At 70.7% G+C, this 13,011-nt stretch carries 12 protein-coding genes; 5 read left to right on the top strand and 7 right to left on the bottom strand.

Features of this window, described 5'->3' with window-relative positions:
• The first annotated feature begins 237 nt into the window (after positions 1 to 237).
• Entirely contained in the window at positions 238 to 1,806 is a 1,569-nt protein-coding gene (locus tag Q0833_RS13435) for a DEAD/DEAH box helicase (RefSeq protein ID WP_298435724.1), read from the top strand.
• A 369-nt stretch (positions 1,807 to 2,175) separates the two neighbouring features.
• Here the strand turns inward: Q0833_RS13435 and Q0833_RS13440 are convergent, their stop codons facing one another.
• Entirely contained in the window at positions 2,176 to 3,393 is a 1,218-nt protein-coding gene (locus Q0833_RS13440) for a mandelate racemase/muconate lactonizing enzyme family protein (protein WP_298435727.1), read from the bottom strand.
• Positions 3,390 to 4,457 carry an alcohol dehydrogenase catalytic domain-containing protein gene (locus Q0833_RS13445; protein ID WP_298435730.1) on the bottom strand — a complete coding sequence of 356 codons (1,068 nt, stop codon included), beginning with the start codon at positions 4,455 to 4,457 and terminating at the stop codon, positions 3,390 to 3,392. The genes Q0833_RS13440 and Q0833_RS13445 overlap by 4 nt, the downstream gene beginning before the upstream one ends.
• A 101-nt stretch (positions 4,458 to 4,558) precedes the next feature.
• Here Q0833_RS13445 and pobA point away from each other — a divergent pair, with 101 nt between their 5' ends.
• Genes pobA through Q0833_RS13465 form a run of 4 tightly spaced genes read left to right on the top strand, consistent with a single transcriptional unit; the run spans position 4,559 to position 9,121 of the window.
• Positions 4,559 to 5,722: a 4-hydroxybenzoate 3-monooxygenase gene (gene pobA, locus Q0833_RS13450; protein ID WP_298435733.1), complete on the top strand. Its 1,164-nt coding sequence runs from the start codon at positions 4,559 to 4,561 to the stop codon at positions 5,720 to 5,722.
• Positions 5,719 to 6,492: a 3-oxoadipate enol-lactonase gene (gene pcaD, locus Q0833_RS13455; protein WP_298435737.1), complete on the top strand. Its 774-nt coding sequence runs from the start codon at positions 5,719 to 5,721 to the stop codon at positions 6,490 to 6,492. Before pobA ends, pcaD begins: the two co-directional genes overlap by 4 nt.
• Positions 6,489 to 7,775, top strand: coding sequence for a lyase family protein (locus Q0833_RS13460; protein WP_298435740.1), 1,287 nt, complete (start codon positions 6,489 to 6,491; stop codon positions 7,773 to 7,775). Before pcaD ends, Q0833_RS13460 begins: the two co-directional genes overlap by 4 nt.
• Before the next feature lie 47 nt (positions 7,776 to 7,822).
• Positions 7,823 to 9,121 (top strand): TCR/Tet family MFS transporter, encoded by a 1,299-nt coding sequence (locus tag Q0833_RS13465; protein WP_298435743.1) that lies wholly within the window; start codon positions 7,823 to 7,825, stop codon positions 9,119 to 9,121.
• Positions 9,122 to 9,135: 14 nt separating this feature from the next.
• On the opposite strand, the gene Q0833_RS13470 is transcribed toward Q0833_RS13465, so the two are convergent.
• From Q0833_RS13470 to Q0833_RS13490, 5 genes are all read right to left on the bottom strand, one after another.
• Entirely contained in the window at positions 9,136 to 10,083 is a 948-nt protein-coding gene (locus Q0833_RS13470) for a threonine/serine dehydratase (protein ID WP_298435746.1), read from the bottom strand.
• Positions 10,065 to 10,895: an alpha/beta hydrolase gene (locus tag Q0833_RS13475; RefSeq protein WP_298435749.1), complete on the bottom strand. Its 831-nt coding sequence runs from the start codon at positions 10,893 to 10,895 to the stop codon at positions 10,065 to 10,067. The genes Q0833_RS13470 and Q0833_RS13475 overlap by 19 nt, the downstream gene beginning before the upstream one ends.
• Complete coding sequence (locus Q0833_RS13480; protein WP_298435751.1) at positions 10,895 to 11,575, bottom strand: haloacid dehalogenase type II; 681 nt, start codon at positions 11,573 to 11,575, stop codon at positions 10,895 to 10,897. Before Q0833_RS13480 ends, Q0833_RS13475 begins: the two co-directional genes overlap by 1 nt.
• 49 nt (positions 11,576 to 11,624) lie before the next feature.
• Positions 11,625 to 12,062 carry a hypothetical protein gene (locus Q0833_RS13485; RefSeq protein ID WP_298436928.1) on the bottom strand — a complete coding sequence of 146 codons (438 nt, stop codon included), beginning with the start codon at positions 12,060 to 12,062 and terminating at the stop codon, positions 11,625 to 11,627.
• 169 nt (positions 12,063 to 12,231) lie between these two features.
• Positions 12,232 to 13,011, bottom strand: coding sequence for an enoyl-ACP reductase (locus Q0833_RS13490; protein ID WP_298435754.1), 780 nt, complete (start codon positions 13,009 to 13,011; stop codon positions 12,232 to 12,234).

The following is a 13,011-nucleotide window of genomic DNA, read 5'->3' on the forward strand; positions in this document are numbered from 1 at the left end:
TGCCCCGATGCAACCCGCCGGCGGGCCATGGCGTTCCCCTTGCATGGGACCATCCGCCCGCCGATATGGGCGGCGTTGACCCAGCACCGGCGCTTTGTTACCGGTGCCGCGCCCATGACGGGCAGACGACAGGACATGCCGCCGGGCGGCATGACGATCCGAGGGACGCAGAGGGCGCGTCCCACCCCATCCCTCGAGGTGCCGGCAATGCGGCCCGCGCCTCCAACCAGGACGCACATGACGAGCTTTTCCGACCTGAACCTCGATCCGAAGGTTCTCAAGGCCATCGAGGCCACCGGCTACACGACCCCCACACCGATCCAGGCCGGCGCCATCGCGCCCGCACTGCAAGGCCGCGACGTGCTGGGCATCGCCCAGACGGGCACCGGCAAGACGGCGGCGTTCACGCTGCCGATGATCACGATGCTGGCCAAGGGCCGGGCGCGCGCCCGGATGCCGCGCAGCCTCGTGCTCGCACCGACCCGCGAACTCGCCGCGCAGGTGGCCGAGAATTTCGACACCTATGCCAAGGGCAACCGCCTGAAGAAGGCGCTCCTGATCGGCGGGGTCAGCTTCAAGGAGCAGGACCAGCTGATCGACCGGGGCGTCGATGTGCTGATCGCCACACCCGGCCGCCTGATCGACCATTTCGAGCGCGGCAAGCTTCTCTTGACCGGCGTCGAGATCATGGTCGTCGACGAGGCGGACCGGATGCTCGACATGGGCTTTATCCCCGATATCGAGCGCATCTTCGAGATGACGCCCTTCACGCGCCAGACCCTGTTCTTCTCGGCCACCATGGCCCCCGAGATCGAGCGGATCACCAACAAGTTCCTCTCGAACCCCGAGAAGATCGAGGTGGCGCGCCAGAACTCGACCTCCGAGACGATCACCCAGGTCCTCGTCGAGCACACGCCGAAGAACCGCCACTACGCCGCCAAGGACAAGCGCGAGATCCTGCGCGCGATCATCAACCGCGACGGCGAGGCCTGCCGCAACGCGATCATCTTCTGCAACCGCAAGACCGAGGTCGACGTGGTGGCGAAGTTCCTCAAGAAGGCCGGCTACAACGCCGAACCGATCCATGGCGATCTCGACCAGTCGCACCGCACGCGCACGCTCGACGGCTTCCGCGACGGGTCGGTCCGGTTCCTCGTGGCCTCCGACGTGGCCGCGCGCGGCCTCGACATCCCGAACGTGAGCCATGTCTTCAACTTCGACGTGCCCAGCCATGCCGAGGATTACGTCCACCGCATCGGCCGGACGGGCCGCGCCGGCAAGACCGGCACGGCCTACACGCTGTCGGTGCCGTCCGACGAGAAGTATCTCGACGCGATCGAGCGGCTGGTGGATGCCAAGATCCCGCGCGGCGAGAACCCGTGGACGGCCCCCGGCGGCAATGGCGACGCCCTGAGCACCGAGCCGCGCGACGAGGAGGAGCCCGAGCGCAAGAGCCGGTCCCGCTCGCGCACGCGGAGCCGGGCGACGCCGGCCGAGGACCGGAGCGACGACGCGTCCGACGCGCCGGCTGAAACGGTCGAGGCCGCCGAGGCGGCGCCCGTCGCCGCCCCTGTCGAAGAGCGCCATGAGCGTGAACCGGCCCGCGCGACCGGCGATCGCGATGGCGGTCGTGACGGCGGCGGACGGGATCGCGACGGTGGTGGCCGCGATGGCGGCGGACGCCGCTCGCGCGGAGGTCGCGGACGCGATCGCGAGGATCGCGGCCCGAAGGTCGTGGGCCTGGGCGACCACGTCCCGTCCTTCATCGAGATGAGCTTCGAGGAACGTCGCGGCGACGAGGCCTGACCTCCGCCACGGGGCGCGCGGAAAATTCCGGAATTTTTCCGCCGCTTCTTCACGGGTCGTTAACCGCTCGACCGGACAACCATTTCCGTCGCGACACGACTGAGACGACGGGCCTCCCGCCCGTGCGCATGGGCCCCTTCCGGGGGCCAGGGACCGGCGATTTCACCGCCGGGATCGCCCGTTCGCCCCGACAAGGTGCGGCGCCGGTTTCATCCCCAAAACACCCGATCGAGAGCTTGGACGCCGGACCGATCCCCGCCACGGCGGTCGGTGCGGGGTATCCCGTCCGATTGCGCCGCTGCGCCGAAACAGGCAGCGGCACCCGTCCCGAGTCCGCTCGTCCGGCGCAGTGCTGCTGAGACCCCCGCCCTAGTCGCTCGCCCCGCCCGTGAACGCGTTGCCCCGCGCGTAGTCGCAGGGCGCCTCCGACATCTCCAGATGCAGCCGGTCGCCCGTATAGGGATGCGCCCGGGCCAGCTCCTCGTCGAACGCGATCCCGAGGCCCGGCGCGTCCGAGGGCGTGACGAACCCCGCCTCGACCACCGGACCCGAGGCCAGCGCGTGATGGAACGGGGTCTCGATCGCCTCGACCATCAGGAGGTTCGGAATCGTCGCGCCCAGCGCCACCGAGGCCGCGAACTCGACCGGTCCGCAGTAGAGATGCGGTGCCAGCTGCGCGCCGAAGCCCTGCGCCAACGCCGCCAGCTTCTTTCCCTCGGCGATCCCGCCCAGCCGCCCCAGCGCGGGCTGGCAGATCGCCGCGCCGGCCAGCCGCAGGAGCGTCGCGAATTCCGACAGGCTACACAGCCGCTCGCCCCCGGCCACGGGGATGCGCACGGCGCGCGCCACCTCGGCCATGGCATGGGGATTGTCCGGCGGCACCGGCTCCTCGAACCACAGCGGATCGTAGGGTTCGAGCGCGCGGCCCAGCCGGATCGCACCCGCGGCCGTGAATTGGCCGTGGGTGCCGAACAAGAGGTCCGCCCGGTCGCCGACCGCCCCCCGGATCGCAGTGCACATCGCCACCGACAGCGCGATATCCGTGCGCGCCGGCTGGTGCCCCCCGAAGATCGTGTAGGGCCCCGCGGGATCGAACTTGAGCGCGGTCCAGCCTTCGGCGACGCAGGCCGCCGCGACCTCGGCCTGCATCTCGGGGGCGGTCCAGAAGGCGTCACCCATGCCCGCATCCGGGTAGAGATAGGTGTAGGCCCGCAGCCGGTCGTTCAGCCTGCCCCCGAGCAGCGCCCAGACCGGCCGGTCGCGGGCCTTGCCGAGGATGTCCCAGCACGCGATCTCCAGCCCGGCGAACCCGCCCCAGACGGTCGGGTCCGGTCGCCCGGTGAAGCCCGAGCCCCAGACCCGGCGGGACATCAGCTCGATGTTTTCCGGGTCACAGCCCTCCATGTGCCGCGCGAAGACGTCGGCAATCACCGCGCGCATCGCGCCCGGACCCACGGCGGAGGCATAGACCTCGCCGTAGCCCGTGATCCCGCAGGCCGTCGTCAGCTTGGGGATGATCCAGTAGCGCCCGCCCCAGCCCGGCGCGGGCGGGGCGACGACGAAGATCTCGAGATCCGCGAGCTTCACAGCACCACCACGTTGCGCCGCCCCTGCCCCGCGCGGGTCGCGGCGATGGCGTCGTTGATCCGGTCGAGGGGGAAGGTCTCCGACACCAGCTCCTCGAGCATCAGCCGCCCCTGTGCATGGAGGTCCAGAAGCCACGGGATGTCGCGGCGCAGCACCACGTCGCCCATCCGCGTGCCGCGCAGGCCCTGCCCGAAATAGCTGGCCGATACGGGGTCGAAATGCCCGACCGTGCCCGAATGCGGCATCCCGACGAGATAGGCCGTCCCATGCGGTGCAAGCCAGTCGAGCGCGCCGTCGATGACCGGCCCTGCGCCCACGGTGACGAACACGTGGTCCGCAAGGCGCCCGAGGTCCAGCATCGCGGCGCGCCCGTCGCTGCCCGCGAGGACCGTGTCCGTCGCGCCGAAGTCGCGCGCGGCATCGAGCTTCTCGTCGCTGATATCGACCGCGACGACCCGCGCCGCCCCCGACAGTCGCGCCGCCTGGATCGCGTTCAGGCCCACGCCGCCCGCGCCGATCACCACGCACCAGTCACCGGGCCGGACCTTCGCCGTGTTGACCACCGCGCCCAGCCCCGTGACCACCCCGCAGGACAAGATGCAGGCCGCCGCCGCCGGGATGTCGTCGGGCACCGGGGCAAGCTGGCTCTGGTCGACGACCACGGCCTCGGCGAACGCGCCGCAATTCATCGCAGCCACGACGGTCGCCTCCCCGGAGCGTGGTTGTGCGCCCGCGCCCGGCGTCGCGCATTGCGTGGGCCGCCCGCCTGCGCAGGACGGGCACGCCCCGCAGGACCGGATCAACGTCACGAGCACCCGCGCGCCGGGCGCAAGGTCCCGTACGCCGACGCCCACCTCCGCCACCCGGCCCACCGCCTCGTGGCCGTAGATCGCCGGCAGGTCGCCGCCCCAGCCGCCGTCGATGAAGGTGATGTCCGAATGGCAGATCGCCACCGCCTCGATCTCGACCAGCACCTCGCCGAAGCCCGGATCCGGCAGGGTCACGGTCTCGATCGCCAGAGGTGCCCCGAATTCGCGGCAGACGGCCGCCTTCACGTCTCGCATCGCTCTCTCCGTCCGCGCTTGCATGGACGGAACCGCGCCCGCGCCTTGCGCGCAACCCCCCTTGCGGCCATCAATGCGTTTGCAACGACGGGGTGGGCGGGATGAGAACGCAGGTCTGCATCATCGGCGGCGGGCCATCGGGGTTGATGCTCGGGCATCTCCTGCGCCGCGCGGGCGTCGATTGCGTCATCCTCGAACGCCGGAGCCGGGACTACGTGCTAAGCCGTATCCGCGCCGGCGTGCTCGAGGCCGGGACGGTCGAGATGCTGCGGGCAGCCGGTGTCGGCGCGCGGATGGAGGCCGAGGGCTTCCCCCATGGCGGCACATGGGTCGCGGCCCGCAACCACGGCTTCCGCGTGGATTTCGAGGCGCTGACCGCCCGGCAGGTCATGGTCTACGGCCAGACCGAGGTGACGGCCGACCTCTATGCCGCCCACGACGCGGCGGGCACGACGATCGTCCACGAGGCCGAAGGGGTCGCGATCCACGACGCGGACGGCACGCCGCACGTGGCCTACGAAAAGGACGGCGCGACGCATCGGATCGACTGCGACTGGATCGCGGGCTGCGACGGGTTCCACGGCGTCTCGCGGGCCGCCATCCCTGCCGATGTCATCCGCACGGTCGAGCGGGTCTATCCCTTCGGCTGGTTGGGCATCCTGTCGCGCACCCGCCCCGCCGCCGAGGAGCTGATATATGCCAACCACGAGAACGGCTTCGCGCTGGCGTCCATGCGCAACGCGGGGCTCAGCCGCTATTACATCCAGGCCCCCGTCGACGATCCCCTGGACAAATGGACCGACGACGCCTTCTGGGACGAGCTGCGCCGCCGCCTGCCCGCCAACGTGGCCGAGGCGATGCAGACCGGCCCGTCCATCGAGAAATCCATCGCGCCGCTCCGGTCCTTCGTGGCCGAGCCGATGCGCTGGAACCGCCTGTTCCTCGTCGGCGACGCGGCGCATATCGTGCCACCCACGGGCGCCAAGGGCCTGAACCTCGCGATGTCGGATGTGGCCTATCTCTCGGACGCGCTGATCCGGCATTATGGCGGCGAGAGTGACGGGTTGGACACGTATTCCGACCGCGCGCTGGCCCGCGTCTGGAAGGCGACGCGCTTCTCGTGGTGGTTCACGACGCTGATGCATCGCTTCCCCGAGGACGGCGCGTTCGAGCGGCGCATGAAGGAGGCCGAGATCGACTATCTGGAGCATTCGCAGGCCGCGCAGACCGTGATGGCCGAGAACTACGTGGGCCTGCCGCTGTGAGGGTCGCGGCACGGGACGGGACGGCGCTCCATGCCGAGGTGACGGGCCCCGAGGATGGGCGTCCGGTCGTCTTCGCCAACGGCCTCGGGACCGACCTGCGCATGTGGGACGACGTGCTGCCGCACCTGCCGGATGATCTTCGGATCCTGCGCTGGGACAAGCGGGGACATGGACGCTCGGACGTGCCCGAAGGGCCCTATTCGATGGGAATGCTGATCTCGGATGCCGAGGCCGTGATGGAGGCGGCAGGTGTCGCGGCCGCCACCTTCGTCGGCCTCTCGATCGGCGGGATGATCGCGCAGGGCCTCGCCGTGAAGCGGCCCGACCTGATCGAACGGCTGGTGCTGTCGAACACGGCGGTCAAGATCGGGACGCCAGACCTCTGGGACGCACGGGCCGAGGCCGTCCGCACCGGCGGGATGGAGGCCGTGGCCGACGGCGCGATGGACCGCTGGTTCGGGCGCGATTTCCGCGCGACACCGGGCTTCGCAGCGTGGCGCGCGCGGCTCGTGGCGAACGATCCCGTGGGCTACGCCGCCGGATGCGCCGCCATCGCGGGCACGGATTTCTTCACCGTGACCAGCGGGCTTCGGCTGCCGGTGCTGGCCATCGCGGGGACCGAGGACGGCTCGACCCCGCCCGACCTCGTGCGCGAGACGGCGGACCTGATCCCCGGCGCCCGGTTCGAGATCATCCCCCGCGCCGGCCATCTGCCGCCGGTCGAGACACCCGACGCCTTCGCGCGCCTGCTGACGGGGTTCCTGCCGTGACCGTCTCGCCCTTCGACAGCGCGCTGCACGGCGCGAAATACGCCGATCGCGACGTGGCCCGCTTGTTCTCGGACAGCGCCGAGATCCGCGCCATGCTGATCGTCCAGGGCGCACTGGCCCGCGCGCAGGGGGCCACGGGCCTCATCCCCGAGGTCTCGGCGCAGGCGATCCACCGCGCCGCGATGGAGGTGCAGATCGACCCCGCCGGGCTGGCCGCAGGCACGGCGGCCAACGGCATCCCGGTCCCCGACCTCGTGGCGGCGTTCCGCGCCGCGATGGAGGCGCCCGAGCACGCCAACTGGATCCATCACGGCGCCACCAGCCAGGACGTGATCGACACGTCGTTCGCGCTGCGCCTGCGTCAGGCGCTCGGGTTGATCGAGGCGCGGCTCGACGCGGTGCTGACCGCGCTTGCGGACCTCGCCGACGCCCATGCCGAGACGCCCATCGCCGCCCGGACCTACGGGCAGGTCGCGACGCCCACGAGCTTCGGCGCGATGGTCGCGATCTGGGGGCACGGGCTTCTCGCATGCCGCGATGCGCTCGACGCGGTGCGTGCGCGCGTTCAGGTCGTGACGCTGGCGGGAGCCGCAGGCACCCTTTCGGTGATGGGGGACCATGGTCCGGCCGTGCGCGCGCATATGGCCGAGGCGCTGGGCCTCGGCCTGACCGAAGCGCCGTCCCATGCCGAGCGGAGCGCGATCCGGGCCCTCGCCGCATGGCTGAGGGCTGCGCTTCTGGCCTGCGACAAGGTCGCGGTAGACCTTCTCCTCCTGACGCGGGACGGGACCGTGCGGCTGGGCGGCGGCGGCGCCTCCTCGACGATGCCGCAAAAGGCGAACCCCGTCGGCCCGGCCACGATCCACGGCCTCGCGATCCACGGCGCGGCGCTGGCAGGGGCCTTCGACGCGCCCCATTGGGACCAGCGCGACGGCGGCGCGTGGTTCGCCGAAGGGCTGGCCCTGCCGCAGATGGTCGTGGGCACCGCCCGCGGGCTGACCCTGCTGGTCGAGGCCGAGATCGTCGCGGACCCGGCTGCGATGCGCGCGGGCGTTGACGATCCGACCGGCCTGATCCACGCCGAGGCAATCAGCTTCGCGCTGGGCCCGCCGCGTGCCGACGCGCAGGCCCGTGTGAAGGATTGGGCCGCCGAGATCCGCACCGACGGCGGCTCGCTGATCGAGAAGGCCGGGCACGACCCCGCCGATTACACGCCCGAGCGGCAATGGGGCGAGGCCCCGGCGCAGGCCCGCGCCTTCGCGGCTGCCGTTAGGTCACGGTAGGGTTTTCCCGCCTCGCCCAACCCGCACCCGCGCGCTAGGGTCGGCCGATGACCGACGCGACCCGGCCCGGTGCGGCCCCCACCCTCCCCGTGATCTTCATCGTGGCGACCATCGTGATCGAGGCGATGGGGATCGGGCTGATTCTTCCGGTCATGCCGTCGCTCCTGCGCGAGATCCAGGGCGCCGACCTGGCGCAGGCGGCGATCTGGGGCGGCGTGCTGTCCTCGTCCTACGCGCTGATGCAGTTCCTCTTCTCGCCCACGATCGGCAACCTGTCGGACCGCTTCGGCCGGCGGCCCGTCCTGCTCCTGTCGATGGCGGTGATCTTCGTCGACTACATCGTCATGGCGCTGGCGGGATCGCTCTGGCTCCTCCTCGTGGGGCGCATCGTGGCGGGCATCGCGGCGGCCACCATGTCGACGGCCAACGCCTTCATGGCCGACATCTCGGACCCGGCAAAGAAGGCGCAGAATTTCGGCCTGATCTCGGCGGCCTTCGGGGCGGGCTTCGTGCTGGGACCTGCGACGGGCGGTCTTCTGGCCGAGTGGGGCCCGCGCGCGCCCTTCTGGGCGGCGGCGATCCTGTCGGGCGCAAACCTCGCCTTCGGGCTGATCGTCCTGCCCGAGACGCTGCGCCGCCCGCGCGCCTTCGAATGGCGCCGCGCCAACCCGCTGGGCGGCCTGCGCGCCATCGGCAAGCTGCCGGGCCTCGGCGCGCTGATGGTGGTCTGGTTCTTCTACCAGGTCGCGAACTGGGTCTATCCGGCGGTCTGGGCCTATTTCACGCAATCCGCCTTCGGCTGGGACGAGGCGATGGTCGGCCTGTCGCTCGCCGCCTACGGCATCTCGATGGTGGTCGTGCAGGGGGTGCTGATCCGCTGGATCGTGCCGCGTCTGGGCGAACGCCGGACGCTGGCGTGGTTCCTGCCCTATAATGCCGTGATCCTCGTCATGGTGGCGTTCGTCCCGCATGGATGGCTGATGCTGCTGCTGACGCCGCTCTCGGCCCTGGGCGCGATCGTGGCCCCGGCGCTGCAAGGCCTCGCCAGCCGCATCGCCGATGACGATCAGCAGGGCGAATTGCAGGGCGTGTTGGCCTCGATCACGGCGGTCGCGGCGATCATCTCGCCGCTCCTGATGACGCGGCTGTTCAGCGTGGCGACCGAAGGCGAGCGCCACTTCCCCGGCGCCCCCTTCCTCGCCGCCTGCGCGCTGATGGCGGTGAGCTGGACGCTGTTCCGAAGGGCACGACCGGCGGACGCGGCCGTAGGCCAGGAAGGGCCGGACCCCGCCGCGTTGGGCGCGTCGTCCGGCAGCGGCCGGGCGCGGAACGACAGACCGACCTGATCCGAGTCCGTGTGTCAGACCAAGGCCAGCGCCCGCGCGAACACGTCCCGGTCCACGTTTCCGCCCGAGGCCACGACCGCCACGTCGCCGTCGTGATGGAACAGCCCCGCCGCCAGCGCGACCGCACCGCCGGGCTCCAGCACGATCCGGAGATGCGTCCAGGCGAGCGCCATGGCGCGGAGCGCCTCGTCGTCGCTGACCGCGAGGCCGGGGCCGCAGAGGCGCGCGAGGATCGGGAAGGTAATCCGACCCGGTTCGGGCGTCAGGATCGCGTCGCAGATCGAGCCGGTCAGCCGGGCGTTCCGCTCGATCCGCCCCGAGGCGAGCGACCGGGCCACGTCGTCGAAACCCTCGGGCTCGACCGTGCGGACGGTCGCGCGCCCCTCCAGCGCCAGCGCGGTGCCCGACGACAGACCGCCGCCGCCGCAACAGACCAGCACCTCCTTGACACCGTTGGGCAGGTCCTCGGCGATCTCGAGGCCGCAGGTGCCCTGCCCCGCGATCACCAACGGCTCGTCATAGGGCCGGATCAGGGTCAGGCCGCGCGCCTCGACCAGCCGCGCGCCGATCGCGTCGCGGTCTTCGGTCGCGCGATCGTAGAGCACGACCTCGGCGCCGTAGCCCCGCGTGTTGGCGATCTTCACCTCGGGCGCGTCCGAGGGCATGACGATCACGGCCCGCTTGCCGAGGATACGCGCGGCCAGCGCCACGCCCTGCGCGTGGTTGCCCGACGAGAACGCCACCACGTCGCCTTCGGTCTGGTAAAGCGCGTTGAAGGCGCCGCGGAACTTGAAGCTTCCGGTCTTCTGCAGGCACTCTGCCTTGACGTGGATGCGCCGCCCGAAGGCCGCGTCGAGCGACGGCGCGTTCAGAAGCGGGGTGCGGACGGCATGGCCCGCGATCCGCGCGGCGGCCCGTTCGACATCGCGCCGGGTGACGGGGGTCAGAGCAGCATCGTCCATTCGTTCAGCGCCTCCAGCGCCTCCGGCTCGTCGAGGAAGGGGACGTGGCCGCGCCCCGGCACCTCGCCCACGATCATGTCGGGGCGGCGGCGCGCCATCTCGGCCAGCGTCTCGGGCGACAGAAGGTCCGAGTTCGCGCCCCGGATGCAGGCCAGCGGCACGCCCTCCAGCGCATCGAAGAGCGGCCAGAGATCGGGCATCGGCTGCGCGCCCGCCTCCAGCACGGCATCGCGCAGCTTGGGGTCGTAATTGATGACGAGCCCGTCCTCGGTCTCGCGGTAGTGCTTCTCGACCTCCTCGCGCCACCGGTCCTCGGGTACGCCCTCGAACCCGGCCATGAGCGAGGCGCGGATCGCGGTCGCGGCCTCATAGGTCGCGGCATCGGGGTTCTTGCCGATATAATCCTGGATCACCTCCAGCCCGGCGGGGTCCAGCACGGGCCCGATATCCACGAGGCAGACGCCCGCCAGCCGGTCCTTGGCGATCAGGGCCAGCGACATCGCGATCAGCCCGCCCCGCGACGTGCCGAGGATGGCGACGCGGTCGAGCCCGAGATGCGCCATCAGTTCGAGCACGTCGCGCGCCTCAGTCGGGATGGTGTAGGTCTTCCAGTCGGGCGCGCGCTGGGACTTGCCCCGGCCCCGGTAGTCCAGCCGGATCACCCGGTTCTCGCTGACGAGATAGGGCATCACGTAGTCGAAATCGGTCGAATTGCGGGTCAGGCCCGAGAGGCACAGGATCGGCGGGCCGTCGCCCTCGCCCGTGTCGTCGTACCAGAGACGCAGATTGTCTGAGGTGCGGAACTCCGGCATCAGAGCGACGCCACCAGCGCGGGCAGGCCCTCGAGGTCGTCCAGCACGTGATCGGGGCGGCCCGGCAGCCGGTCCATCGGCAGGCCCGCGCGGTTCACCCAGACGGTGCGGAAGCCGTAGGCCTGCGCCGCCGCCGCGTCCCAGCCGTTCGACGACACGAAGAGGACGTCGCCCGCCTCGCATCCGAAGGCGCGGCCAACCATGTCGTAGACCTTGGGCGACGGCTTGTAGATGCCGACACTCTCGACCGAGAGCACGTGGTCCAGCAGGCGGCCGATCCCGGCTGAGGCGGTCGCGGCCTGCAACATCTCGGGCGTCCCGTTCGACAGGATGCCCGTGGCACGACCCGCGTCCTTCAGCGCGCCCAGCATGTCGGGCACCTCCGGGTAGGCGGCCAGCTCCCAGTAGAGGTTCATCAGCCGGTCCCGTAGCGCGGCATCCGACAGGCCCGCCTTCTCCATCGCCCAGTCGAGCCCGTCGCCGGTGACCTGCCAGAAATCGCAATGATCGCCGCTGACGGCGCGCAGCCAAGTATATTGCAGCTGCTTGTCGCGCCAGTCGGCGGCGAGCGTCGCCCAGATATCGGTCAGCGCGGGGGTGTCGTCGGCGGCGTGACGAGCGGCGGCGGTCACGTCGAACAAGGTGCCGTAGGCGTCGAAGATGCAGGTGTCGATGGCCATGGATGCCCCCCGGAATGCGGTCGGGCGCACGGTCGCATGGGGGCCGGGTCTAGTCGAGGCCGCGCAGCACCAATTCGCATTCCAGCGCCGACAGAACCGTCCGCTCGCGCGTCCAGTCGTCGCCCGAGCCCAGCGCCTGCGACAGGCGGGTATGTTCGGCCAGCAGCGCGGTGTCGGTCTGGTCGGCGTGATAGGTGCTCATGAAGTGGTCGACATCGATGCGCGTGCCACCGGCGGCGGCGACGCGGGCGTCTTCGCGGGCCTGCAGCCCGGCCAGACCGCCCGAGCAGTAATCGGACCCGAAGGACGCTTCGATGACCTGTCCGCGGAGCTGGGCGGCCGTGTCGACCGACACGGTCTGCACGCCCTGGCTGACGGTGTTCATCACCGCGAGCCCGGTCCCGACGAGCGCTGCCGTCAGCACGACCCAGTCCAGCGTCACCGCGCCGGTCTCGTCGCTCAGGAAGTGGTTCAGTCGGGTCAGCATCGGGTCAGGATCTCGGGTTTTCGAACGTCTCGAAGCCCGTATCCCACGACACCTTGCCGATTTTGGGGCAGGTTTTGAGAAAAATACCCCGAAAAACGTCAAGGATGGGGCAGCCACGACGACGGTCCCGCGAAACCCCTCCGACCGTCGCTGCGGCGGAAACCGGGCCCTAGAGGTTGTCGGGATTCGGCATGCCCATGACATGGAAGCCGCCATCGACATGGATGACCTCACCGGTCGTGCAGGCGCCCGCGTCCGAACACAGGTAAAGTGCCGTTCCGCCAATGGCTTCCAGCGTCGCGTTGGCGCGCATCGGCGCGTTCGCCTCGGTGTGCCGGAAGGTCTTTCGCGCGCCCCCGATGGCGGCCCCGGCGAGGGTCTTCATCGGGCCGGGCGAGACGGCGTTGACGCGGATGCCCTCGGGCCCGAGATCGGCCGCGAGATAGCGGACGGCGGATTCCAGCGCCGCCTTGGCGACGCCCATGACGTTGTAGAAGGGCATGACCCGCTGCGAGCCGTCGAAGGTCAGCGTCAGGATCGTGCCGCCCTCGGTCATCAGGGGCCGGGCGCGCCGCGCCACCTCGACGAGGCTGTAGCAGGAAATATCGAGCGAATGCTTGAAGTTGGCGCGGCTCGTGTCGACGAAGCGCCCCGTCAGCTCGGTCTTGTCGGAAAACGCGATGGCGTGGATCACGAAGTCGAGCTTGCCGCCCGCCTCGAGCTCGGCAAAGGCCGCGTCGAGCGAGGCGTCGTCGGTGACGTCCACGTCGAGAAGGGTGGTCGAGCCCACGCTTTCGGCCAGGGGCGCGACGCGCTTGCCGAAGGCCTCGCCCTGGTAGGTGAAGGCCAGCTCCGCGCCGGCATCGGCCAGCGCCTTGGCGATGCCCCACGCGATCGAGCGTTCGTTGGCGACGCCCATGATCAGTCCGCGCTTGCCCTGCATGTCCAT

The organism is uncultured Jannaschia sp., assembly GCF_947503795.1.
Lineage (GTDB): Bacteria > Pseudomonadota > Alphaproteobacteria > Rhodobacterales > Rhodobacteraceae > Jannaschia.

What these genes read in the sequence shown, in the direction of transcription:
- Q0833_RS13435 (WP_298435724.1), top strand. Translation starts at nt 238, where the DNA reads ATGACGAGCTTTTCCGACCTGAACCTCGATCCGAAGGTTCTCAAGGCC.
- Q0833_RS13445 (WP_298435730.1), bottom strand. Translation starts at nt 4,457, where the DNA reads ATGCGAGACGTGAAGGCGGCCGTCTGCCGCGAATTCGGGGCACCTCTG.
- pobA (WP_298435733.1), top strand. Translation starts at nt 4,559, where the DNA reads ATGAGAACGCAGGTCTGCATCATCGGCGGCGGGCCATCGGGGTTGATG.
- Q0833_RS13465 (WP_298435743.1), top strand. Translation starts at nt 7,823, where the DNA reads ATGACCGACGCGACCCGGCCCGGTGCGGCCCCCACCCTCCCCGTGATC.
- Q0833_RS13470 (WP_298435746.1), bottom strand. Translation starts at nt 10,083, where the DNA reads ATGGACGATGCTGCTCTGACCCCCGTCACCCGGCGCGATGTCGAACGG.
- Q0833_RS13475 (WP_298435749.1), bottom strand. Translation starts at nt 10,895, where the DNA reads ATGCCGGAGTTCCGCACCTCAGACAATCTGCGTCTCTGGTACGACGAC.
- Q0833_RS13480 (WP_298435751.1), bottom strand. Translation starts at nt 11,575, where the DNA reads ATGGCCATCGACACCTGCATCTTCGACGCCTACGGCACCTTGTTCGAC.
- Q0833_RS13485 (WP_298436928.1), bottom strand. Translation starts at nt 12,062, where the DNA reads ATGCTGACCCGACTGAACCACTTCCTGAGCGACGAGACCGGCGCGGTG.
- Q0833_RS13490 (WP_298435754.1), bottom strand. Translation starts at nt 13,011, where the DNA reads ATGGACATGCAGGGCAAGCGCGGACTGATCATGGGCGTCGCCAACGAA.